21 protein-coding genes are annotated in these 21,948 nt (G+C 67.4%); 14 read left to right on the top strand and 7 right to left on the bottom strand.

The features are described 5' to 3' along the window. Nucleotides 1-30 precede the first annotated feature (30 nt). Entirely contained in the window at nucleotides 31-2,775 is a 2,745-nt protein-coding gene (gene polA, locus ACQEVO_RS19825) for a DNA polymerase I (RefSeq protein WP_432915341.1), read from the top strand. 376 nt (nucleotides 2,776-3,151) lie between these two features. Beyond that, nucleotides 3,152-3,592 carry a 2-keto-3-deoxygluconate kinase gene (locus ACQEVO_RS19820; RefSeq protein ID WP_432915339.1) on the top strand — a complete coding sequence of 147 codons (441 nt, stop codon included), beginning with the start codon at nucleotides 3,152-3,154 and terminating at the stop codon, nucleotides 3,590-3,592. Nucleotides 3,593-3,694: 102 nt separating this feature from the next. Here ACQEVO_RS19820 and trxA read toward each other — a convergent pair whose 3' ends face one another. Then, nucleotides 3,695-4,078: a thioredoxin gene (trxA, locus tag ACQEVO_RS19815; protein ID WP_432915337.1), complete on the bottom strand. Its 384-nt coding sequence runs from the start codon at nucleotides 4,076-4,078 to the stop codon at nucleotides 3,695-3,697. Between the two features lie 125 nt (nucleotides 4,079-4,203). Further along, nucleotides 4,204-4,761, bottom strand: coding sequence for a 2'-5' RNA ligase family protein (locus tag ACQEVO_RS19810; protein ID WP_432915335.1), 558 nt, complete (start codon nucleotides 4,759-4,761; stop codon nucleotides 4,204-4,206). A 190-nt stretch (nucleotides 4,762-4,951) separates the two neighbouring features. Here ACQEVO_RS19810 and ACQEVO_RS19805 point away from each other — a divergent pair, with 190 nt between their 5' ends. The 3 genes from ACQEVO_RS19805 (at nucleotide 4,952) to ACQEVO_RS19795 (ending at nucleotide 7,662) form a co-directional block, all read left to right on the top strand. After that, complete coding sequence (locus tag ACQEVO_RS19805; protein ID WP_432922844.1) at nucleotides 4,952-5,815, top strand: ABC transporter substrate-binding protein; 864 nt, start codon at nucleotides 4,952-4,954, stop codon at nucleotides 5,813-5,815. 141 nt (nucleotides 5,816-5,956) lie between these two features. Beyond that, complete coding sequence (locus ACQEVO_RS19800; RefSeq protein WP_432915333.1) at nucleotides 5,957-6,886, top strand: amino acid ABC transporter permease; 930 nt, start codon at nucleotides 5,957-5,959, stop codon at nucleotides 6,884-6,886. A gap of 20 nt (nucleotides 6,887-6,906) precedes the next feature. Continuing rightward, on the top strand, nucleotides 6,907-7,662 hold the full coding sequence (locus tag ACQEVO_RS19795) for an amino acid ABC transporter ATP-binding protein (RefSeq protein ID WP_432922841.1): 756 nt from the start codon (nucleotides 6,907-6,909) through the stop codon (nucleotides 7,660-7,662). A gap of 234 nt (nucleotides 7,663-7,896) precedes the next feature. Here the strand turns inward: ACQEVO_RS19795 and ACQEVO_RS19790 are convergent, their stop codons facing one another. After that, nucleotides 7,897-8,982 carry an isocitrate/isopropylmalate dehydrogenase family protein gene (locus tag ACQEVO_RS19790; protein ID WP_432915331.1) on the bottom strand — a complete coding sequence of 362 codons (1,086 nt, stop codon included), beginning with the start codon at nucleotides 8,980-8,982 and terminating at the stop codon, nucleotides 7,897-7,899. Between the two features lie 170 nt (nucleotides 8,983-9,152). Here ACQEVO_RS19790 and ACQEVO_RS19785 point away from each other — a divergent pair, with 170 nt between their 5' ends. Next, nucleotides 9,153-10,037 (top strand): SPFH domain-containing protein, encoded by an 885-nt coding sequence (locus ACQEVO_RS19785; protein WP_432915329.1) that lies wholly within the window; start codon nucleotides 9,153-9,155, stop codon nucleotides 10,035-10,037. Then, nucleotides 10,037-10,210, top strand: coding sequence for a hypothetical protein (locus ACQEVO_RS19780; RefSeq protein WP_432915328.1), 174 nt, complete (start codon nucleotides 10,037-10,039; stop codon nucleotides 10,208-10,210). Before ACQEVO_RS19785 ends, ACQEVO_RS19780 begins: the two co-directional genes overlap by 1 nt. Before the next feature lie 90 nt (nucleotides 10,211-10,300). On the opposite strand, the gene ACQEVO_RS19775 is transcribed toward ACQEVO_RS19780, so the two are convergent. Then, the gene (locus tag ACQEVO_RS19775; RefSeq protein ID WP_432915326.1) at nucleotides 10,301-11,161 is read right to left on the bottom strand and encodes a class I SAM-dependent methyltransferase; all 861 of its coding nucleotides are present in this window, start codon (nucleotides 11,159-11,161) and stop codon (nucleotides 10,301-10,303) included. A gap of 167 nt (nucleotides 11,162-11,328) precedes the next feature. On the opposite strand from ACQEVO_RS19775, the gene rpsA reads away from it, so the two are divergent. Beyond that, on the top strand, nucleotides 11,329-12,795 hold the full coding sequence (gene rpsA, locus ACQEVO_RS19770; RefSeq protein WP_280400532.1) for a 30S ribosomal protein S1: 1,467 nt from the start codon (nucleotides 11,329-11,331) through the stop codon (nucleotides 12,793-12,795). A gap of 71 nt (nucleotides 12,796-12,866) precedes the next feature. Here rpsA and ACQEVO_RS19765 read toward each other — a convergent pair whose 3' ends face one another. Beyond that, nucleotides 12,867-13,544: an NAD(P)-dependent oxidoreductase gene (locus ACQEVO_RS19765; protein WP_432915325.1), complete on the bottom strand. Its 678-nt coding sequence runs from the start codon at nucleotides 13,542-13,544 to the stop codon at nucleotides 12,867-12,869. A 90-nt stretch (nucleotides 13,545-13,634) separates the two neighbouring features. On the opposite strand from ACQEVO_RS19765, the gene ACQEVO_RS19760 reads away from it, so the two are divergent. Both ACQEVO_RS19760 and coaE read left to right on the top strand, forming a co-directional pair. Next, complete coding sequence (locus ACQEVO_RS19760) at nucleotides 13,635-14,333, top strand: TetR/AcrR family transcriptional regulator (RefSeq protein WP_432915323.1); 699 nt, start codon at nucleotides 13,635-13,637, stop codon at nucleotides 14,331-14,333. 483 nt (nucleotides 14,334-14,816) lie between these two features. After that, a complete protein-coding gene (gene coaE, locus ACQEVO_RS19755; protein WP_432915321.1) occupies nucleotides 14,817-16,019 on the top strand; it encodes a dephospho-CoA kinase in 1,203 nt (400 codons plus the stop codon). Between the two features lie 125 nt (nucleotides 16,020-16,144). Here coaE and ACQEVO_RS19750 read toward each other — a convergent pair whose 3' ends face one another. Next, nucleotides 16,145-16,669, bottom strand: coding sequence for a DUF402 domain-containing protein (locus tag ACQEVO_RS19750; protein ID WP_432915320.1), 525 nt, complete (start codon nucleotides 16,667-16,669; stop codon nucleotides 16,145-16,147). Between the two features lie 121 nt (nucleotides 16,670-16,790). Between ACQEVO_RS19750 and uvrB the strand changes: the two genes are divergently transcribed. Next, nucleotides 16,791-18,983, top strand: a complete 2,193-nt coding sequence (gene uvrB, locus ACQEVO_RS19745) for an excinuclease ABC subunit UvrB (protein WP_432915318.1) — start codon at nucleotides 16,791-16,793, stop codon at nucleotides 18,981-18,983. A gap of 29 nt (nucleotides 18,984-19,012) precedes the next feature. Here the strand turns inward: uvrB and ACQEVO_RS19740 are convergent, their stop codons facing one another. Continuing rightward, complete coding sequence (locus ACQEVO_RS19740) at nucleotides 19,013-19,483, bottom strand: VOC family protein (protein ID WP_432915316.1); 471 nt, start codon at nucleotides 19,481-19,483, stop codon at nucleotides 19,013-19,015. Nucleotides 19,484-19,610: 127 nt separating this feature from the next. Between ACQEVO_RS19740 and ACQEVO_RS19735 the strand changes: the two genes are divergently transcribed. From ACQEVO_RS19735 to ACQEVO_RS19725, 3 genes are all read left to right on the top strand, one after another. Then, nucleotides 19,611-20,492 (top strand): AraC family transcriptional regulator, encoded by an 882-nt coding sequence (locus ACQEVO_RS19735; protein ID WP_432915314.1) that lies wholly within the window; start codon nucleotides 19,611-19,613, stop codon nucleotides 20,490-20,492. A gap of 60 nt (nucleotides 20,493-20,552) precedes the next feature. Next, on the top strand, nucleotides 20,553-20,960 hold the full coding sequence (locus ACQEVO_RS19730) for a DoxX family protein (protein ID WP_432915312.1): 408 nt from the start codon (nucleotides 20,553-20,555) through the stop codon (nucleotides 20,958-20,960). Between the two features lie 329 nt (nucleotides 20,961-21,289). Continuing rightward, nucleotides 21,290-21,742, top strand: coding sequence for a universal stress protein (locus ACQEVO_RS19725; RefSeq protein ID WP_195057560.1), 453 nt, complete (start codon nucleotides 21,290-21,292; stop codon nucleotides 21,740-21,742). The last annotated feature ends 206 nt before the right edge of the window (nucleotides 21,743-21,948 follow it).

The raw sequence follows: 21,948 nt of genomic DNA, 5'->3' as shown, positions 1-21,948 counted from the left end.
TGTCGGTGGGAGTCCCTAGACTCTCCGGGTGTGACCCCACCGACCACCGCGCAGCCCAGCACCTCCGTCCCCGCCGCCTCCTCCGGGTCCCCGGAAACGCGGCCCACGCTGCTGCTACTGGACGGGCACTCACTGGCCTATCGTGCGTTCTTCGCCCTGCCGGCGGAAAACTTCCAAACGGTCACCGGCCAGACCACCAATGCGGTGTACGGGTTCACCGCCATGCTCATCAACCTGCTGCGCGACGAGAAGCCCACACACGTCGCCGCGGCCTTCGACGTCTCCCGGCAGACCTTCCGGGTGGACGCGTACCCGGAGTACAAGGCGAATCGGGCGAAGACCCCGGACGAATTCCGCGGCCAGGTCGAGCTCACGAAAGAGGTACTGGGTGCCCTGGGCATCCCGGTGATGGCGATCGAGGGTTACGAGGCCGACGACATCATCGCCACCCTCACCACCCAGGCGGTCCCGCAGGGGTACCGGGTGCTCATCGTCACCGGTGACCGTGATGCGATCCAGTTGGTCAACGAGAACGTCACCGTGTTGTACCCGCGCAAGGGTGTCTCCGACCTCACCCGGTTCACCCCGGAGGAGGTCGACAAGAAGTACGGGCTGAGCCCGGCGCAGTACCCCGACTACGCGGCGCTGCGCGGCGATCCGAGCGACAACCTGCCCGGTATCCCGGGCGTGGGGGAGAAGACCGCCGCCAAATGGATCCGCGAGTACGGCGATCTGAATACCCTCGTGGACAAGGTGGACGAGGTCCGCGGCAAGGTCGGTGACGCCCTGCGCGCCAACCTGAGCAGCGTCGTGCTCAACCGGCAGCTCACCGAGATGGTCCGCGATGTCCCGCTGCCCTACACCCCGGATCAGCTCGCCCAGGGCGCCTGGAACCGGGAACGGATCCATCAGCTGTTCGACGATCTGGAATTCCGGGTCCTGCGCGACCGGCTGTTCGAAACCCTGGCCCCGCCCACCGTCGAGGCCGAATCCGGTTTCGAGATCAGCGGGCAGACGCTGGAGCCGGGCAGTGTCGCGGATTGGCTCGCCGAGCACGCGAAAGCCGGTGCCAGGCACGGACTCTCGCTGGCAGGAAACGGCGTTCCGGCCGCCGGTGACGTGCGCGCCCTGGCGATCGCCGCCGCGGACGGGGAATCCGCGTATATCGATGTCACCGCCCTCACCGCCGAAGACGAGGCCGCGCTCGCGGCGTGGCTGGCCGATCCGGCCCCCGCCAAGGCGCTGCACGAGGCCAAGAGCGCGCTGCACGCCCTGCGCGGTCGCGGCTGGACCCTCGCCGGCCTCAGCAGCGATACCGCGCTCGCGGCGTATCTGGTGCGGCCCGGGCAGCGCAGCTTCAACCTCGACGATCTGTCGCTGCGCTACCTGCATCGCGAATTGCGCACCGAAACCGAGGCCACCCCGCAGCTTTCGCTGCTGGACTCCGAGGACGCGGTCGATACCGAACTCGCGCAGGGCGAGATGCTGCGCGCCCGCGCCGTCGCCGATCTGGCCGGCGCCCTGGACGACGAACTCGGCAAGATCGAATCCCGGCCGCTGCTGGACGAGATGGAACTGCCGCTGCTCGGGGTGCTCGCCGAACTGGAGGACGCCGGTATCGCGGTCGATACCGATCAGCTCGGCGAATTGCAGCGGCGGTTCGCCGATAAGGTCAGCGAGGCCGCGAACGCCGCCTACGGGGTGATCGGCGAGCAGATCAACCTCGGTTCGCCGAAACAGCTGCAGGTGGTGCTGTTCGAGAAACTCGATATGCCCAAGACGAAACGCACCAAAACCGGCTACACCACCGACGCGGACGCGCTGGAATCGCTGTACGAGAAAACCGAGCACGAATTCCTGCGGCATCTGCTCGCGCACCGCGACGCCACCCGCCTCAAGGTCACCGTCGACGGGCTGCTGAAATCCGTCGCCGACGACGGCCGGATCCACACCACCTTCAACCAGACCATCGCCGCCACCGGCCGGCTGTCGTCCACCGAACCCAATCTGCAGAACATTCCCATCCGTACCGATACCGGCCGGATGATCCGCGATACCTTCGTCGTCGGCCCCGGCTACGAATCGCTGATGACCGCCGACTACAGCCAGATCGAGATGCGGATCATGGCGCATCTGTCCGGCGACGAGGGCCTGATCGAAGCCTTCAATTCCGGCGAGGACCTGCACAGTTTCGTCGCGTCCAAGGCCTTCGACATCCCCATCTCCGAGGTCTCCCCGGAACTGCGCCGCCGCATCAAGGCCATGTCCTACGGCCTGGCCTACGGTCTCAGTTCCTACGGTCTGTCCGCGCAGCTGAAGATCAGCACGCAGGAGGCGAAGGAGCAGATGGACATCTACTTCGCCCGGTTCGGCGGTATCCGCGACTACCTGCACGCCGTCGTCGAACAGGCCCGCAAGGTCGGCTACACCCAGACACTGTTCGGCCGCCGCCGCTACCTGCCGGACCTGGATCACAGCAACCGGCAGCGCCGCGAGTCCGCGGAGCGAATGGCGCTCAACGCCCCCATCCAGGGCACCGCCGCCGACATCATCAAGGTCGCGATGATCGATACGCACCGGGCGCTGTCCGAATCGGGTCTGCGGTCCCGGATGCTGCTGCAGATCCACGACGAACTCGTGTTCGAGGTGGCCCCGGGTGAACAGGACCGGCTGCGGGACCTGGTCCGCGACAAGATGTCCTCGGCGATCGAACTGTCCGTGCCGCTGAGCGTTTCGGTCGGTATCGGCCGCAGCTGGGACGCCGCCGCGCACTGAACTGTTCGCGAAGCAGTCTGGTTCGTCACCACACGCGTCGGGAAATTCCGGGTAACGCGCCGATGACCAGCGGAAACACTACTGCTGGGTAGCGAGGAACGGCCGCGCGTCATGGTTGCCAACCGTCCGGTGAGTCTTTATCCTCGAACCCGTGCAAATTCCCGCCGATGGCCTATGCGCCGCGCCGATTCTCGCAGACCGCGAGGGTGCGGTGCTGCTCGCGCGCACCGCGGAGCCGGCACGTCGGGTACTTGCCGTAGTAGTAACCCGCCGTAGCGGGGTCTGATTCGGACCGGCCCCCTCGCTGCGGGCCCCCTTTTCTCGATTTTGCTGGTCCCCCAACCTGCCGACCTTCTCTGGGAAGACCTACGTGCTCATGACCACACTGACTCTGGAAAACGACGCCCTGACCACCGCCGCTCCTCGCAGCCTGCGCGCCGAATGCGCCGAGCTGACCGCGGCCCAATTCCACGAACGCTACGGCGAATGCGCCGGTCCGATCGGCCTCGCCGGCTGGTCGTCCACCGGTGCCCGCGGCGGCGCGTTCACCGCCACCCTCGAATTCCCGGGGTGGTCCCGTTCCGTGGTGGCCGCCGGCAGTCCCATCGCCGCCATGACCTCGGCGCTCTACGAGGCCGGCTATCCCGTGGAGATCCTCCGCTTCCATCAGCGCCGGACCGCCGTGGGCACCGCTACCTTCGTGCAATGTGAGTTCGACGGCCGCCGCGGCTGGGGCGTCGCGCTGGCCGCCGACGGTGCGGAATCGTCGGTGCGCGCGATGATCGCCAGCGTGAACCGGCTGGTCGCGCAGCGCTAGACCTGCTCCGGCGCCGGGCGCGAAACCCGGCGCCGGACAAGACGCGACGGCGGGCTCTACACCATCCCCGGAAAGTGTAGAGCCCGCCGTCTTTTGTCGATTCTATTCGGCCACTTCGCCGTTGGCCGCTTGCTGCTCGGCGAGTTGCTTACGAACCTCGTCCATATCGAGCGCCTTGACCTGGGTCACCAGATCCTCGAGCGCCGGCGGCGGCAGGGCGCCGGGCTGCGCGAAGACCAGGACGCCCTCGCGGAAGGCCATGATGGTCGGGATGGACTGGATATTGGCGGCCGCCGCCAGGCCCTGCTCGGCCTCGGTATCGACCTTGCCGTGCACGACATCGGGATGTTTGTCCGACGATGCCTCATAGGTGGGTGCGAAACTGCGGCACGGTCCGCACCAGGAAGCCCAGAAATCGACGAGTACCACGTCGTTGCTGGTGACTACCTCATCGAAGTTCTGCTGCGTCAGAGTCTGGGTGGCCATGACGTCCTCTCGTGGTCGGTATACAGGCTGCAACGCCGGCCCCGGCCGCGGTTGTTCCACGGCGGTGTCGTACGCCACCGGACCCCACCCTACGTGCCCGCCCCGCCGCCGGGTGGGTGCCTGCGTCAGCCGTGTTCGGCGATCGGCCACGCCCGGCGACGGTCACCGTCCCAGCGGCGCAACCCCACCACGGTCGCGCTCATATCCTTGTCCGCGGCCACCGCGGTGACCGCCTCACCGAGCCGCGCCGGCAGGACGCGCCGGGCCAGCGTGATGTGCGGGGTCCACTGGCCGGGGTGCAGGTTCGCCGGGACATCCGGGCACGGTGCCACGATCTGATGGACGCGGCGGTGCCAGGCCAGTAGATGTTCCGACGGCACCACCGCGCGCACCAGGATCGGCCGGCGCGCCCCGAACACCAGCACCCCGCCGAGCCGGATCGGGAACGGCCGGAAAGGTAGACCGTCCAGGCCTGTTTCGATCCGCGGCCAGATCTGGCGGGCCACCGCCACGGTGATATGGGGCCGGTGGCTTTCGGTATCGCCGGCCCGGGCGCCACGCCCCAGGCCGGGCAGACCGGCTTCGGCGAGCAGTTCCCACTGTCGCCGGATCCGCTGCTCGGCCACCTCGTCGAGCAGGAATTCCACCGACTGCACCATGGTCTGCAGACGGTAGCCGCTCATCCGCCGGATATCCGGCGGATCGGGTGTTGCCGGTACCCGCCGGGTCAAATCTCGGTTACTACGACCGTGTTGTCCCGCCCGTTCGCCTACTGTGCTGACAACGTCCAGTGATGACTGTGTGGACTGTGGGCCACGATTTCGACGGCAGGTGGTGACGGTGGCGGATCGACCCGCGGCGCGGATCCGGCGGATGCTGTGCGTGCTCGCCGGTATCGCGCTGACGGCCGGGTGTGTGACCAATATCGAGGACACCGGGCCGATACCGGAGAAGGTTCCGGTGCAGGTGGTGCCCGAACTCGCCGCCCGGCTACCACCGGAGATCGCCGCGGCGGGGGAGGTGGTGGTCGGCGTGAACGTGCCGTACCAGCCGAACGAATACAAGGATCGGCACGGGGCGATAGTCGGTTTCGATATCGACCTGATGGACGCGGTGACCGCGGTGCTGGGAATCCGCGCCCGCTACGCGGAATCGGCGTTCGAGAAGATCATCCCCGCCGTCCAGGCCGGCACCTACGACCTCGGGATGTCCTCGATCACCGATACCGCCGAACGGGAGCAGCAGGTCGATTTCGTCACCTATTTCACCGCCGGTGTCCGGTGGGCGCAGCGCACCGGCGCCGAGATCGACCCGGAGAACGCCTGCGGGCTCCGGGTCGCGGTCCAGGCCACGACGATCGAACATATCGAAGAGGTCCCGGCCAAGAGCGAGGCGTGTGTGGCGGCCGGTAAGGAGCCGATCATCATCGACGCCTTCGACGAGCAGAGCGCGGTCACCAACGCGCTCGTACTCGGGCAGGTGGACGCCATGTCCGCGGACTCCCCGGTGACCGCGTATGCCATCAAGCAGACCGACGGCAAGATCGAACCGGCCGGTCGGGTCTTCGATGCCGCCCCCTACGGCTGGGCCGTCGCGAAGGGATCACCGCTCGCGCCGGTGCTGCGCGACGCGGTGCAGCATCTGATGGACAACGGGAAGTACCGGCAGATCACCGAGAACTGGGGCGTGCAGGACGGTGCGCTGGACACCTCCGTGATCAACGGCGCGGGGAGCTGACGCCGTGATGGATTACCCCCGTCGCCAGCTGTGGCCTGCGCGGACCGTAGGAATACGACCCGATGGAGCTTTCATGACGCGATACCACCGCCGAGGCTTCGGCCGCCGCCGGCCGCAGGAACACCATCGGAGGGAGCTGCCATGACCGGCGGTGCGGGCGCGGTAGGCGAGCAATCCGAACCCGAACCCATCAAGGCGGTGCCGCTGCGGCGTCCGGGCCGCTGGCTCGCCGCGGTCGTGATCCTGGCCCTGGTCGGGCTGTTCCTCTACGGTGCCGCCACCAACCCCGCCTACCGCTGGGACGTGTACTGGGATTATCTGCGCGATACCCGCATCGCGGCCGGAGCGGTCGTCACGCTGGAGCTGACGGTGCTCGCCATGGTGATCGCCGTGGCCCTCGGTACCACGCTCGCGGTGATGCGGTTGTCGCCGAACCCGGTGCTGCGCGCCACCGCCTGGGTCTACCTCTGGGTATTCCGTGGCACCCCGGTATACGTGCAGCTGGTGTTCTGGGGGCTGGTGCCTTCGCTGTATCAGCACGTGGCGCTCGGGGTGCCGTTCGGGCCGCGCCTGCTCGAGGTCGATGTGCAGAGCCTGCAGGCGGCGTTCGCGTTCGCGGTGATCGGGCTGGGGCTCAACGAGGCGGCGTATATGGCCGAGATCGTGCGGGCCGGGATCAACTCGGTGGGCGAAGGGCAGCGCGAGGCCTCGATCGCGCTGGGTATGTCCTGGTCGCAGACCATGCGCCGGACCGTGCTGCCGCAGGCCATGCGGGTGATCATCCCGCCCACCGGCAACGAGCTCATCAGCATGCTCAAAACCACCGCGCTGGTCACCGCCATCCCGCTCAGCACCGATCTGTTCGGCCGGGCCCGCGATATCTACGGGGTGAACTTCCTGCCGATCCCGCTGCTGCTGGTCACCGCCACCTGGTACCTGGCGATCACCAGTGTTCTCATGGTCGGCCAGTACTACCTGGAGAAATACTATTCGCGCGGTATCTCCCGGCAGCTGACCGCCAAACAGTTGCAGGAACTGGCCGACGCGCAGGGAGAGGCACGGGCGAAATGAGCACGACGAGTCCGGAGCCGATGGTCCGCGCCGATAGCGTGCACAAGAATTTCGGCGCGCTGCGGGTGCTCAACGGGATATCGCTCGAGGTCCGCCAGGGCGAGGTGCTGTGCCTGATCGGCCCCTCGGGTTCGGGGAAATCGACCTTTCTGCGCTGCATCAACCACCTCGAGCAGGTCAGCGCGGGACGGTTGTACGTGGCGGGGGAACTGGTGGGTTACCGGGAGAAAGCGGGCCGGCTCTATGAGCTGCACCCGCGCGAGGCCGCCCGCCAGCGGCGCGAGATCGGGATGGTTTTCCAGCATTTCAACCTGTTTCCGCATCGCACGGCGCTCGGCAATGTCATGGAGGCGCCGGTGCAGGTGAACAAGCTCCGCAAATCGGTGGCGGCGGCGCGGGCGAAGGAACTGCTGGATCGAGTGGGCCTGGCGGACAAGGCGAATGCCTATCCGGCGCAGTTGTCCGGCGGGCAGCAGCAGCGGGTCGCGATCGCCCGCGCCCTGGCCATGGACCCGAAACTCATGCTGTTCGACGAGCCCACCTCCGCGCTGGATCCCGAGCTGGTCGGCGAGGTCCTCACGGTGATGCGCGAACTCGCCGATTCCGGGATGACCATGGTGGTCGTCACCCACGAGATGGGTTTCGCGCGCGAGGTCGCCGACCAGCTGGTGTTCATGGACGCCGGTGTGGTGGTCGAAGCCGGTCCGCCGCGCGACCTGCTGGCGAATCCGGAACACGAGCGCACCAAGGAGTTCCTGTCGCGGCTGCTGGAGTAGCCGGGGCGCCGCGGCACCCGGCACGAGCCCGGGGCGGTCCGCGTTCGGTCCGCGCTGCGGGCTCCGCGCCCGGGGTGACGGTGCCGGCACCGGTATGCGTGTGGCTGCGCCGATCCGGGAAACGGGGCGGGCCCCGCTGCCGCTGCTCTCGGCGGTGCTCGTCCGCCATCCGCTCGCGCACAGCCTGACAGCGTGTCCGGAGGTACTGCCGGGCGCGCTCCGCCCGCAGGAGCGTCAGCGGTGGTGGACGCGGGCGATGACCTGCTCGGTGAATTCCGCTGTCGAGGCCAGTCCACCGAGGTCGGCGGTGGCGATTCCGGCGGCGAACGTGGCGGCCACCGCACGGTCGACCCGGTCCGCCGCCCGCGCGAGTGCCGGCAGCTCGCGGCGGTCTGCCAGCCAGCGCAACAACATGGCCGCGGACAGGTGCAGGGCCACCGGATTCGCCCGGTTGTGGCCCGCCAGGTCGGGTGCGGCGCCGTGTACCGCCTGCGCCATCGCCCGGTCCGCCGAGGAGTTCAGCGAGGCCGCGGTGCCCAGCGACCCGGCGAGCTGGGCGGCGAGGTCGGAGAGGATATCGCCGAAGAGATTTTCGGTCACCAGCACGTCGTAGTCGCCGGGGGAGCGCACCAGATGAGCGGCGGCCGCGTCGACGTGTTCATCGTCCACGGCGATCCCGGGGTACTCCCGCGCGACGGCGTGGCAGGTGTCCCGGAACAGTCCCATGGTCAGCGGCAGCACATTCGCCTTGTGCACGATCGTCACCTGCTTGCGGCGGGTCGCGGCGAGCCGGAACGCCTCGTGCGCGATCCGCTCGCACGCCGCGCGGGTCACCAGGCCGACCGAGAGGGCGATATCGGGGGTCGGGCAGAATTCGCCGGATCCGACGGCCATATTGCGGTCCGCGTAGAAACCTTCGCTGTTCTCCCGCACGATCACCAGATCGATATCGCCGGCCACCGCGCGGATTCCCGGAAATGCCTGCGCCGGGCGGATATTGGCGTATAGCCCGAAATGGCGGCGGATGGCGCCACCGGGGGCGATCCGGTGCTCCGGCGGATAGGACGCGTTGTCGTGCGGGCCGAGGATCCAGCCGTCGGTACCGGCCAGGCCTTCCAGGGTGAATTCCGGTAGCGCGGTACCGAATTCCTCGATCGCCCGCCGGCCCATCGGCAGCGCGATCCACTCCGCGGCCGGGCTGCCGGCGGCTGCCAGCGCCTCATCCACGACCCGCCGGGCCGAAGCCACCACCTCGGGGCCGATCCCGTCGCCGTCGACAAGCCCCAGTCGTAGCCGCTGTTTCGATGCCGTCCCGTCCATCCGGTCATCGTCGCAGGTGCGTGCGCACCGAACTGTGCCGGCCGGTGGTGACGACGTCGTGTGACCGGCCTTGCGGGGCCGGACGGCAGGGTGTCGCCGCGGCACCGACCTTGTCGGCACTCGGGCCCCCTGCTATCTTGGTGATATCACTTTGATAGAGGGAGGATGTCATGAAGTTCCGGGACGCCGCACGGGTCAACGGGTTCGTGGTCTTGCTGATCTGGTTCGTGCTCACGATCGCGCTGGCGGCCGTAGCGGTGGCGGGCTTCGTCGCTTTCGCGCAGAACCAGAACGCCGCCGCGCTGGTCGGGGCGATCGTCGCCTGCGTGCTGGGGGTGCTACTGCTGCTCGGAATCACCGGTTTGACCGTGGTGAACCCGAACGAGGCCAAGGTCGTGCAGTTCTTCGGGCGCTACATCGGCTCGGTCAGCGATCCGGGGTTCTTCTCGGTGCTGCCGCTCACCGACCGGCGCAGCATCTCGCTGCGGGTACGCAACTTCGAAACACAGAAGCTGAAGGTCAACGACGCCGACGGTAACCCCGTGGAGATCGCGGCGGTGGTGGTCTACAAAGTGGTCGACAGTTTCAAGGCCGCGTTCGCCGTCGACGACTACGAGGAGTACGTCGAAACCCAGTCCGAGGCCGCGGTGCGGCATCTGGCCACCACCCATCCCTACGACGCCCACGACGACGACCGGACCAGCCTGCGCGACGGTGCCGAGGTCGCCTCGGAACTCACCGTGGAACTGCGCGATCGCACCGAAACCGCGGGGATCGAAGTGATCGAGGCCCGGATCACCCACCTCGCCTACGCGCCGGAGATCGCCCAGGCGATGCTGGTCCGCCAGCAGGCGAACCAGGTGGTCGCGGCCCGGACCCGGATCGTGGAGGGCGCGGTCGGCATGGTCGGGCTGGCGCTGGACCGGCTCGCCGCCGAAGGAATGGTCGAACTGGACGAGGAACGGAAGGCCGCCATGGTGTCGAACCTGCTGGTGGTGCTGTGCGGTGACCGGCCGACCCAGCCGGTGGTGAACACGGGATCGCTGTACGCCTGATGGCCGAGCGCAAGAAGGTCCTGCTCCGGCTCGACCCGGCGGTCTACGACGCGGTGGCGAAATGGGCTTCCGACGATCTGCGCAGTGTCAACGCACAGATCGAGTTCGCGCTGCGGCGCGCTCTCGAACAGGCCGGGCGTTCGCCGCGGCCGGGTCGTGGCGACAACAGCTGAACGAGTGGGTCCGGTCCCTCGGAGTCGGAGGGACCGGACCGCGTCAGGGAGTGGATCGGACCGTGGGGGCGGGGAGTGGACCGGGGGCGGTCATTCAGGTTTGTGGCTGATGAAGATTGCGGTGCCGGGGAAAATCTGGCCGCGTAGAGGGCTCCATTGGCCCCATTCGCGGTCGAGCCATTCGGGCCAATCCGGTTCGACTATGTCGTCGAGGATCAAGCCGGCCGCCACTATTTCCCGGACGCGATCGCCGATGGTCCGGTGGTGTTCCACATATGTGCAGCGGCCGTCGGCGTCGAATTCGGTGTACGGGGTGCGGTCGAAGTAGGGGAATACGGCTTCCAGGCCGTCCGGGCCGGGGTCGTCGCGGAATATCCAGCGCATCGGATGGTTCACCGCGAAGACCCAGCGTCCGCCGGGGCGCAGGACCCGGGCCACCTCACGCATCACCAGTGCGGAATCGGCGACGAAGGGGACGGCGCCGAACGCCGAGCACGCCAGATCGAAGGATTCGTCCGCGAACGGCAGCGCCTCGGCGCCCGCCTGGACCAGTGGGACGCGGGGGCCGCCGCGGTCCATCGCGGTAAGCCCCCGTGACAGCATTCCCATCGATATATCCAGCCCGACCGGATACGCGCCCTGCCCGGCCAGCCAGCGCGCACAGGGCGCCGAACCGCAGCCGACTTCCAGGATCCGCTTGCCGGTGATCTCGCCGAGCAACCGCATATCGCCCTCGTGCAGGCCCTCGGGGCACCAGACGAACTCACCCCCGGGGCTTGCCGTACCCAGGAACTCGCCGTGCGTATCGTGGTACTGGCCGGCGTCGGCATCCCACCAGCGCCGGTTCGCACGCTCGCTTTCGGCCGAATCGACTCGTGAGCGTGCGGCACCCGTGGTTCCCAGCAGTGCGGTGGCCTGAGCGTGGCGATCTTGAACGAGGTCGTCGGACACGATGCGAAGCCTATAGATCCGCAGCGGGGGGTCGTTTGCCCGGCTGGATACGGGTCGCGTACGCTGAACCCGCAAGTGATCACACCCGGAGCCGCTGGGTGTATCGCAGCGTACCGAAAGTCTCAATGTCCGCAACCGATCACAATCCGTCCGGAGCAAACCGCCACATGCCCACCACCGTCACCTCGCCGCAGGTAGCCGTCAACGACATCGGCTCCGCCGAGGATTTCCTCGCCGCCATCGACGCCACGATCAAGTACTTCAACGACGGCGATATCGTCGAAGGAACCATCGTCAAAGTCGACCGCGACGAGGTCCTGCTCGACATCGGTTACAAAACCGAAGGCGTCATCCCGTCTCGCGAGCTCTCCATCAAGCACGATGTCGACCCGAACGAGGTCGTTTCCGTGGGCGATGAGGTGGAGGCCCTTGTTCTCACCAAGGAGGACAAAGAGGGTCGCCTGATCCTGTCCAAGAAGCGGGCTCAGTACGAGCGCGCCTGGGGCACGATCGAGGAGCTCAAGGAGAAGGACGAGGCCGTTCGCGGCACCGTGATCGAGGTCGTCAAGGGCGGTCTGATCCTCGATATCGGTCTGCGCGGCTTCCTGCCCGCCTCGCTGGTCGAGATGCGCCGTGTCCGCGATCTGCAGCCGTACGTCGGCAAGGAGATCGAAGCCAAGATCATCGAGCTGGACAAGAACCGCAACAACGTGGTTCTGTCGCGTCGCGCCTGGCTGGAGCAGACCCAGTCCGAGGTGCGCAGCGAGTTCCTGCACCAGCTGCAGAAGGGCCAGGTCCGCAAGGGTGTGGTCTCCTCCATCGTCAACTTCGGCGCCTTCGTCGACCTCGGCGGTGTCGACGGTCTGGTGCACGTCTCCGAACTGTCCTGGAAGCACATCGATCACCCGTCCGAGGTGGTCGAGGTGGGCAACGAGGTCACCGTCGAGGTTCTCGACGTCGACCTGGACCGCGAGCGCGTCTCGCTGTCGCTGAAGGCCACCCAGGAAGATCCGTGGCGGCAGTTCGCCCGCACCCACGCCATCGGCCAGATCGTGCCGGGCAAGGTCACCAAGCTGGTGCCGTTCGGCGCGTTCGTCCGCGTCGAAGAGGGCATCGAGGGCCTGGTGCACATCTCCGAACTGGCCGAGCGCCACGTGGAGGTCCCGGATCAGGTCGTGGTCGTCGGCGACGACGCGATGGTCAAGGTCATCGATATCGACCTGGAGCGTCGCCGGATCTCGCTGAGCCTCAAGCAGGCCAACGAGGACTACAGCCCCGAGTTCGATCCGTCGAAGTACGGCATGGCCGACAGCTACGACGAGCAGGGCAACTACATCTTCCCCGAGGGCTTCGATCCCGAGACCAACGAATGGCTCGAGGGCTTCGACAAGCAGCGCGAAGAGTGGGAAGGCCGCTACGCCGAGGCGGAGCGCCGGCACAAGATGCACACCGCGCAGATGGAGAAGATGGCGGCCGACGCCGCGGCCGAGGCCGCGGGCGGTACCGGTTCGTCGAATTACTCCTCGGAGAGCGGCGCGCAGTCGGCGTCCAGCCAGCCGGAATCCACCGGTGGTTCGCTGGCCAGCGATGCGCAGCTCGCCGCGCTGCGGGAGAAGCTGTCCGGTAACGCCTGAGGCGATATCGGGTAGTCCCGAGAGAACGAACGAAAAACCCCCGGTTCCTGGTGAACCGGGGGTTTTCGCTGTCAGTACCCGACGGTGAACCGCCGCTGGATATGCTGCGGCAGCTCGGCCTCGTCCAGCAGGGCCACGGCGAGATCCTCGGCCGAAATATCGCGGCCACCGGTATCGAGTAGCTGATCTCCGCCGATCCGGAACCGCCCCGTGCGTTCTCCCGGTTCGATCCGGCCCGACGACGGGCTCAGATAGGTCCACCGGCGGTTCGACACCCGATAGACGTTCAGCGCGTCCCGCAGCGCCGAGACGACGCGGTGGTACTCCGTGGGGACGCCGAGCTCGCGCGGCAGTCCCTCGGCGAAACCGGGTTCGTCCACGAGCTGCCGGCCGGGCGCCACCTCCAGGCTGCCCGCACCGCCGACCACGATCACCCGGATGATCGGATGCCGTGCCAGCGCCTGCACCATGGCCTCTGCCCCGGCGACGAAATCGCCGGCCCGCGCGATGGTCTCGTCGATACCGCGCCCCGCGTTGACAGCGCTGATCACGACGTCCAGGCCGCCGATGGCCGCGGCGACACTGTCCGCATCGCGCCATTCGGCCACCTGCCAGGTGACCTCGCCGCGGTCACGCGGAAAACGAGCGGCATCCCCGGTGAATCCCCGGACCCGGTGGCCGCGGCGTATCGCCTCGGCGACGACCCGGGAACCGATGACGCCGGTGGCGCCGAAAACTCCGATATCCATCAACAACTCCGATGTGCATGCCGTGCATATACTACACGGCGTTCAGTAACTTCACGGTGAATGGTAACCGCACAGTGTAGGGTGTCAAGCGTGGCCGAGGCAGTGACGAGTCGCCGGGAGCGTCTGCGTGCGGAGACAACGCAGGAAATCAAGACGATCGCGTTGCGGTTGCTCGCCGAGGGCGGGCCCGATGCCGTCGCCCTGCGTGCCATCGCCCGGGAGATGGGGATGACCGCCGGTGCGGTCTACGGCTACTTCGCGACCCGGGACGAGTTGATCTCGACTCTGATCTCCGACGTCTACACGGCCCTGATGGACCGCGTGGAAGCCGCCCGGGACGCGGTGCCCGGGCGTGATCCCGGCGGCCGGATCATCGCCTGGGGGGAAGAGGTCCGGGCGTGGGCGGTGCAGCGACCCGCCGAATTCCGGCTCGTCTACGGCGATCCGGTGCCCGGTTACCGGCCGCCGCCGGGCGGACCCGCCGGTGCCGCGGAACTGCGCGCTTGTACGGGCTTGGTCGGGCTGGTCGCGGGGGCGTGGCCACAAGTCCGCGATGACAGTGGTGTCGCGTTCGAGTGGACGGATTTCGCGCCGGACCTGGTCGGGCATGTGCGGGCGGACTATCCGGAACTGCCACCGGCGGGATTGGCCATGGCCCTGCGTGTCTGGGGCCGGATGCACGGACTGATCGCGCTGGAGGTGTACGGCCATCTGGGGCCGCAAACTCCCGACCCGGCCAAACTCTTCCACGCCGAGATGCGCGCACTGGTCCGCGGACTCGGGCTGTAATCTTTTCCCCGGAAATGGAATACGGCCCGGCGTATGTGCCGGGCCGTAATTCGGGAAAGGCCGTCAGCCGGCGGGAGCCGGAATCCAGCGCACACGGACCCGGGGCACGACGGTCCGCCGGCGTTTGGCGGCGATACTGTGTTGCGCCGGAGCCGTGAAAACGGTGAACCAGGAACGCCGGTGTGTACGCAAATATTTCGCGACAGCCGGAATCAGAATGCAATGCACTCGGCCCGCCGAACCCAGCCGGTGCCGGCCTGTGCGGTTTTTACTGGTGCGCATACTCTTTCCTTCGCTTGTCGAAAACAAGTGCTATCGGAAAAAGGGCAATTCCGGTCGGTGTTGCACGCAGGCGAAGATTATCGGAGGAAAACTCGTGGCCCGGACATTTTCCGGATAAGGCGGTCGCCCGGCGTGTCGTCGCCGCGCGCCGGCCGATGACCTCATGGCTCGCCGCCGCGGGCCGGATGCGAAACTGGGCCAATGTTACGAATCGGCCTGACCGGAGGTATGGGCGCGGGCAAATCGACCGTCGCGCGGGCACTTGCCGAACACGGGGCGGTGATCATCGATTCCGACCTGATCGCCCGGGAGGTGGTGGCGCCCGGAACCCCGGGACTGGCCGCGCTCGTCGAGGCGTTCGGCGCGGATATCCTGGCCGCCGACGGGAGTCTCGACCGGCCCGCGCTGGCCGCCAAGGCGTTCCGCGACGACGAATCCCGCGCGACTCTGAACTCCATCACGCATCCGCTGGTTGGGCAGCGCACCGCCGAACTGCTCGCGGCCGCGGCGCCGGACGCCATTGTGGTGCAGGACGTTCCGCTGCTGGTCGAGAACAATATGGCGCCGTTCGTGAACCTGGTGCTGGTGGTGGACGCCGCCACCGAGACCCGGCTGCGGCGGCTGGTCGAATTCCGCGGTGTCGCCGAGGACGATGCGCGTGCCCGGATCGCGGCGCAGGCCACCGATGAACAGCGTTATGCGGCCGCCGACGTCCTGCTGGACAACAACGGCGCCGCCGGTGCCGTAGCGGCCGAGGTCGCGCGGTTGTGGGAGCAGCGGCTGGTGCCGTTCGAGGCGAATATGCGCGCCGGAATCGCGGTGCGCCCGGAATTCGCTCTCGTCGAAGCCCGGCCGGAGTGGGCGGCGCAGGCGCAGCGGCTGATCGCGCGGTTGCGGGTGGCGGCGGGTGCGGCGGCCGTGCGGGTGGACCATATCGGCGCCACCGCGGTCCCCGGACTGCCTGCACCGGATGTGCTCGAACTGCAGGTCACGGTCGCCGATCAGGCCGCCGCGGACGGCATCCGCGAGGCTTTGGCGGGGGCGGGGTTCCCGCAGCTTCCGCGATCGGCAGGCGAGGCGGCTCCCGGCGCCGGCACCGCAGATACGAAGCAGCAGGTGCACGGCACCGCAGACCCGGGTCGGCCTGTTGTCGTGTACCTACGTGTGGCGGGCAGCCCGGACCAGGAGTTCGCCTTGGCGTGCCGCGACTGGTTGCGCGCGGAGGAGCCGGCCCGCGTCGAGTACGCCGATATGGTTCGTGCAGCGGCGAAGAAAGCCGAGGGAGTCGGTGGAGACGACGCCTGGGCCGAGTTCACCGTGGTTCGGGAATCTTGGCTGTCCGCGACGTCACAGCAGGTACGCGACTGGCGAGCGGAACATCCGGAGCACAACGCTGCCCCGTAGTCCACGTGACTACCCCTTGGCGCCTCTTCGCCGACGCGCTCGTCACCGCCACCGGATACGAGTAGACGACCCCCGAGGCGCCCCGGTCGGGGTGGCCGAAGGGCCGATCTCCTTGCCGGTCACGCTCACAACCAGGTGAGCGGCATGCCCAGGGATGCGGTCCAGGCCAGGAAATCGTGGCCGTGGGCGGCTATGCCGTCGATGGCGCGGGTGGCGGTGGCCACCGCCTGTTCGGCGGCGGCCGCATCGAGCAGCCCGGCCGTATGGGCCGCCAGCAGTTCGTCGACGTCGAGCAATTGGGTTTCCCGGCCGGTGCGGACCACCAGGTCCAGGTAATGGTCGACAGACCGCCAGCGTTTCGGCTCGAATTCGCCGAATTCGCCGATATCGACGTAGTAGTCCTGGTCGCGCAGATGGGCGGGACGGAAATGGAAGACCGTCGCGCGCAGGCCCAGTTCCGGTAGCAGCCAGGATTCGAGGTAGTGGAACTGCGGGTGGTCGGCGGTGCGGGCCATGTACAGGCCCCAGGGCTCCAGGTGGTAGCGCTCCACCTCGCGGACGAAGCCTTTCGGGTCGGTGTTGGTCAGTTCCGCGATATCGAAGTACTCCACCTTCGGCCGGTGGACGTGCACACTGGCTGCCTTGGTCACAGCTGCTGAATCTACCCAGGTGCGTGGCGGCGTGCCCGGCTCGGTGCGCGTCGGGCCCGGCGCCGGGCGCCCGGTGCGGGGACGCCGGATACGTGTCGGTGGGCGGGCTTAGTCTTGGGATATGGCATTCGCAACCGAACTCCGTGCGGCCGGCGTCTCCGGGACCGAGGCCGACGGGCAGACTCCACTGGCCAAATCGGAGTTCCGCCCGGTCGGGGAGATCGAGCGGACCGGCGGGCGGTTCGAGGTCGTCAGTCCGTATCAGCCGGCCGGCGATCAGCCGGCCGCGATCGAGGAACTGGAGCGCCGGATCAACGCGGGCGAACCCGATGTGGTGCTGCTGGGCGCCACCGGTACCGGTAAATCGGCGACCACGGCCTGGCTCATCGAGCGGCTGCAGCGGCCCACGCTGGTGATGGCCCCGAACAAAACCCTGGCGGCGCAGCTGGCCAACGAACTGCGCGAGATGCTGCCGCACAACGCGGTGGAGTATTTCGTCTCCTACTACGACTACTACCAGCCCGAGGCGTATATCGCGCAGACCGATACCTATATCGAGAAGGACAGCTCGATCAACGACGATGTCGAGCGGCTGCGCCATTCGGCCACCTCGGCGCTGCTGTCCCGGCGCGATGTGGTGGTGGTCGCCTCGGTGTCCTGTATCTACGGTCTGGGCACGCCACAGTCGTATCTGGATCGGTCGGTGCTGCTCGAGGTGGGTGCGGAGGTCGACCGGGACGCGTTTCTGCGCATGCTGGTGGACGTCCAGTACACGCGTAACGATATGTCCTTCACCCGGGGTTCGTTCCGGGTCCGCGGCGATACCGTCGAGATCATTCCCTCCTACGAGGAATTGGCGGTGCGTATCGAATTCTTCGGTGACGAGATCGAGGAACTCTATTATCTGCACCCGCTCACCGGGGATGTGGTGCGCAAGGTCGATATGGTGCGGATCTTCCCGGCCACTCACTATGTAGCCGGTCCGGAGCGGATGGCGCGGGCGGTCATCGATATCGAGGCCGAGCTCGCCGAACGCCTGGCCGAACTGGAAGGCAAGGGCAAACTCCTCGAAGCGCAGCGGTTGCGGATGCGCACCCAATACGACCTGGAAATGATCCGGCAGGTCGGTTTCTGCTCGGGTATCGAGAATTATTCGCGGCATATCGACGGCCGGCCCGCCGGCTCGGCGCCCGCGACGCTGCTGGATTATTTCCCGGACGATTTCCTGCTGGTCATCGACGAATCCCATGTGACGGTGCCGCAGATCGGCGGGATGTACGAGGGGGATATGTCGCGTAAGCGCAACCTCGTCGAATACGGTTTCCGGCTGCCGTCCGCGGTGGACAACCGCCCGCTCACCTGGGAGGAATTCGCCGAGCGGATCGGGCAGGCGGTGTACCTGTCGGCCACCCCGGGCGATTACGAGCTCGGCCGCACCGGCGGCGAGGTGGTGGAACAGGTGATCCGCCCCACCGGTCTGGTCGATCCGCAGGTGGTGGTGAAACCCACCAAGGGTCAGATCGACGATCTGGTGCACGAGGTGCGGTTGCGGGTCGAACGCGACGAGCGGGTGCTGGTCACCACGCTCACCAAGAAAATGGCCGAGGATCTCACCGATTACCTGCTCGGCCTCGGGCTGCGGGTGCGCTACCTGCATTCCGAGATCGACACCCTGCGCCGGGTGGAACTGCTGCGGCAGCTGCGTCTCGGCGAATACGACGTGCTGGTCGGTATCAACCTCCTCCGGGAGGGCTTGGATCTGCCCGAGGTCTCGCTGGTGGCGATTCTGGACGCCGACAAGGAAGGGTTCCTGCGCAGCACCAAGAGCCTGATCCAGACCATCGGCCGCGCCGCCCGCAATGTGTCGGGCGAGGTGCACATGTACGCGGACAAGATCACCGATTCGATGCGCGACGCCATCGACGAAACCGAACGCCGCCGGGCCAAACAGATCGCCTACAACGAGGAAATGGGGATCGATCCGCAGCCGCTGCGCAAGAAGATCGCCGATATCCTCGACCAGGTCTATTCGGAGGCCGACGACGAGGTCGCGGTGGGCGGTTCCGGGCGTAATGCCAGCCGCGGCCGCCGCGCCCAGGGCGAACCGGGGCGGGCGGTGAGCGCGGGCATCGTGGAGGGGCGCGATATCAAGTCGATGCCGCGCGCCGAACTCGCCGACCTGGTCTCCGAGCTCACCGATCAGATGATGAACGCGGCCCGGGAACTGCAGTTCGAGCTCGCGGGCCGGCTCCGCGACGAGATCGCCGACCTGAAGAAGGAGCTGCGCGGGATGGACGCGGCCGGCCTGAAATGACCGGCGACGCCGTCCCGGCGCGCGGGCGATCAGCCTTGGGTCGCCATCCATTCGTCGACCCGGCGTTCGGCTTCCTCCCGGGATACGTCCTCGACCCGGGTCATCACGACCCAGCGGTGCCCGAACGGGTCGAGCAGGGCCGCGTAGCGGTCGCCGGTGACGAAGGTGGCCGGATCCTCGGCGACCTTCGCCCCGTGCTCGCGGGCGCGGGCGACCACGGTATCGACATCCGGGCAGTAGTGGACCAGCGAGGTGTGTACCCATTCGCCGGTGGGCGCGAGGACGTTCTGCTCGGGAAAGGGCATGCCGAGCTGGATCGTGGAATCACCGATCTTCAGTTCGGCATGGGCGGGTTGCCCGTCGGGATTGTCGTTGCGGGAGAGCACTTCGGCGTCGAACACCGTGCGGTAGAAGTCGATCGCGGCGTTGCCGTCGGCAACCGCGATGAACACGGTGATCGAGTGGTAGCCCTCGGGAATCGGATTCACTGTTTCGCTCATGGATTCGAGTCTGCTCGGCCGCCCGTCCGGATTCTTGTAAGAAAGCGACAGGCCGGCCACACCGTTGACGCGGCTTCGCGGAGGTGCGGGGGTGCCCGGACGAGCGTCGGTGCCGGAGGATCCGGTGGTGACTGATTCGGGCTCCGCGGTGAGCGGGGTACCCGACGCCGGTGACCGCAAGGCGATTCTGTATCCGCACGAGCAGGAGCGGTACCGCACACTGAACCGGTTACCCGCCGGACCTGCGGTGGCCGGTTGTGTCGAGTGGTACTGGGCCGTGCGGTGGGATCTGCGGGGACGGGCGCCGTACTGCGCGGAGGTGCTGCCGTTTCCGTGCGTCCATCTCACCTTCGAACGTGACGGCGACCGGTCCGGGGCCTTCGTCAACGGCGTATGTACCCGGAAATACGTGCGGGAGCTCGCCGGGCGCGGGGAGACGTTCGGGGTGCGGTTCCGGCCGGGCGGGTTCGGTGCGTTCACGGGCCTCGATGTCGGGGGGTTGCGGGACCGGGCCGTGCCCGCCGGGGAGGTGCTGCCCGATCTCGGTGACCTCACCGAACGGGTACTGGCCGAATCCGCGGATACCGGCCGGCGCCGGTTGGTGGAGGACTATCTGAGTACCCGTGCCCGCGGCGGTGACGACCCGAACTACCGGCTTGTCCTGCGGATCGCCGCCGCGATGGCCGAGGATCCGGAACTCACCCGGGTCGATCAGGTCACCGACCGTTTCGGTGTATCGGTGCGGACCGTGCAACGGCTGTTCCGTCGCTATATCGGGGCGGGCCCGAAATGGGTGCTGCGCCGGTACCGGCTCCAGGACGGCGCGGATCTGCTCGCACGCGGCCGCACCGCCGATCTCGCGGCGCTGGCCGCCGAGCTCGGATATTTCGATCAGGCGCATTTCACCCGGGAGTTCACCGCGGAGGTCGGAATGGCGCCGCTGGAATACGCGAAGAATTCGTTACGCTCGCGCGATGAGGTGACCGCCAAGGTGTTGCCTGCCACATAATCGAATACCGGGCTCGATATGTAAACGCCTACTCGTCGGCGACAGATCAAGGAGCTGGACATGGATGTCGTGATTTTGATCGGCCGGGTGATGTTCGTCATTCTGTTCCTGAGCTCGGCGCTGGGCCATTTCACCCAGACCAAGGCCATGGCCGGCTACGCACAGGCGAAGGGGGTGCCCATGCCGGAGATGGCGGTCCGCGCGTCGGGCGCGCTCATGCTGCTCGGCAGTATCAGCATCCTGCTGGGGATATGGGCGGATCTGGGCGCCTTGCTGCTGCTGGTGATGATCGTGCCGACCATGATCATGATGCACAGTTTCTGGAAGGAAACCGATCCGGAGGCGACCCAGGCGGAGACCATTCAGTTCAACAAGGATCTCGCCCTGGCGGGCGCCCTCGTGATGATGTTCGGTTTTTTCGCCCGCAACGAGGATTTGGGCCTGACGATTACCGGGCCACTGTTCTAGGCCGCGGCCCCGGGAATTACCGCGCGAGCCACGGCGGCCGCCTGCTGTGTGAGGAAAATCCCACGGCGCCAACAGTGTTGGGGTTTGTTGTGACCCGTCACAGGTTTACTCGCACGCGGGCGGGAATCACCAGGTAGGCGCGGCTGTTGCCGGTTGTGGTAGCAAAATGTGAAACACCGGTGCTGTTTCGACGCACTGTGATGTGGAACGAATCCGGTTGATCGGGCCTCGGTTACGGCTATGGTCTACGCAGTCGCTGTGCCGTTGCCCGGTATTCCGGGAACGTCCGGCCGCAGCCGCGTTTATACCCTGCACAGTTGGAGGAGAGAATGACCGCCTACCGGACCATTGTCGTCGGTACCGACGGCTCGGACTCGTCGTACGTCGCCGTGGACAAGGCCGCCGCACTGGCCGGAGCCGCGGGCTCGACATTGATCGTGGCCTGCGCCTACTACCCGACCGACGACCGTGACGTCGCCGCCGCGAGCGATATGCTCAAGGACGAGGCGTATCAGGTTCGTGGTTCGGCGCCCACCAACGAGATCCTGCGCACGGCGCGGGATCGGGCCGTGGCCGCGGGCGCGAAGGAGATCGTCGAGAAGGCGATCGTCGGCGAACCGGTCGAATCCCTGCTGGATCTGGTGAAGGAAACCCAGGCGGATCTGCTCGTGGTCGGTAACCGCGGGCTGAACACCCTGGCCGGCCGGTTGCTGGGCTCGGTGCCCTCGGATGTGGCGCGCAAATCCAAGTCCGATGTGCTGATCGTGCACACCGTGCGCTGAACCGGCCGCAGCAGCAATCATCTCGCCCCACCCGGAACATTCCCGGGTGGGGCGTTTTGCTCAGCGGGAATACCGGCTCATAGGCCGGGCGTCGTATGGCTGGGAACAGGGTTGGGTGCTCCGGCCGCCGCTCGGCCTGGGTAACCGGGTTCGGTGCGTCGACCGCCGCCCCGCCGGGTATCCGGGTTCAGCGCTCCCGGGGGCGG

Origin of the sequence: Nocardia sp. CA-290969 (assembly GCF_050936135.1) — a bacterium.
In the GTDB taxonomy this organism is placed as follows: domain Bacteria; phylum Actinomycetota; class Actinomycetes; order Mycobacteriales; family Mycobacteriaceae; genus Nocardia.
Note: the sequence above shows the minus strand (reverse complement) of the source record. Positions and strands in the feature narration are given on the sequence as shown.

Excerpts from the sequence above, each read along its gene's own strand:
- ACQEVO_RS19820 (WP_432915339.1), top strand. The coding sequence starts at position 3,152 with ATGACCACACTGACTCTGGAAAACGACGCCCTGACCACCGCCGCTCCT.
- trxA (WP_432915337.1), bottom strand. The coding sequence starts at position 4,078 with ATGGCCACCCAGACTCTGACGCAGCAGAACTTCGATGAGGTAGTCACC.
- ACQEVO_RS19810 (WP_432915335.1), bottom strand. The coding sequence starts at position 4,761 with ATGAGCGGCTACCGTCTGCAGACCATGGTGCAGTCGGTGGAATTCCTG.
- ACQEVO_RS19805 (WP_432922844.1), top strand. The coding sequence starts at position 4,952 with ATGCTGTGCGTGCTCGCCGGTATCGCGCTGACGGCCGGGTGTGTGACC.
- ACQEVO_RS19800 (WP_432915333.1), top strand. The coding sequence starts at position 5,957 with ATGACCGGCGGTGCGGGCGCGGTAGGCGAGCAATCCGAACCCGAACCC.
- ACQEVO_RS19795 (WP_432922841.1), top strand. The coding sequence starts at position 6,907 with ATGGTCCGCGCCGATAGCGTGCACAAGAATTTCGGCGCGCTGCGGGTG.
- ACQEVO_RS19790 (WP_432915331.1), bottom strand. The coding sequence starts at position 8,982 with ATGGACGGGACGGCATCGAAACAGCGGCTACGACTGGGGCTTGTCGAC.
- ACQEVO_RS19785 (WP_432915329.1), top strand. The coding sequence starts at position 9,153 with ATGAAGTTCCGGGACGCCGCACGGGTCAACGGGTTCGTGGTCTTGCTG.
- ACQEVO_RS19780 (WP_432915328.1), top strand. The coding sequence starts at position 10,037 with ATGGCCGAGCGCAAGAAGGTCCTGCTCCGGCTCGACCCGGCGGTCTAC.
- rpsA (WP_280400532.1), top strand. The coding sequence starts at position 11,329 with ATGCCCACCACCGTCACCTCGCCGCAGGTAGCCGTCAACGACATCGGC.
- ACQEVO_RS19765 (WP_432915325.1), bottom strand. The coding sequence starts at position 13,544 with ATGGATATCGGAGTTTTCGGCGCCACCGGCGTCATCGGTTCCCGGGTC.
- coaE (WP_432915321.1), top strand. The coding sequence starts at position 14,817 with ATGTTACGAATCGGCCTGACCGGAGGTATGGGCGCGGGCAAATCGACC.
- uvrB (WP_432915318.1), top strand. The coding sequence starts at position 16,791 with ATGGCATTCGCAACCGAACTCCGTGCGGCCGGCGTCTCCGGGACCGAG.
- ACQEVO_RS19740 (WP_432915316.1), bottom strand. The coding sequence starts at position 19,483 with ATGAGCGAAACAGTGAATCCGATTCCCGAGGGCTACCACTCGATCACC.
- ACQEVO_RS19730 (WP_432915312.1), top strand. The coding sequence starts at position 20,553 with ATGGATGTCGTGATTTTGATCGGCCGGGTGATGTTCGTCATTCTGTTC.
- ACQEVO_RS19725 (WP_195057560.1), top strand. The coding sequence starts at position 21,290 with ATGACCGCCTACCGGACCATTGTCGTCGGTACCGACGGCTCGGACTCG.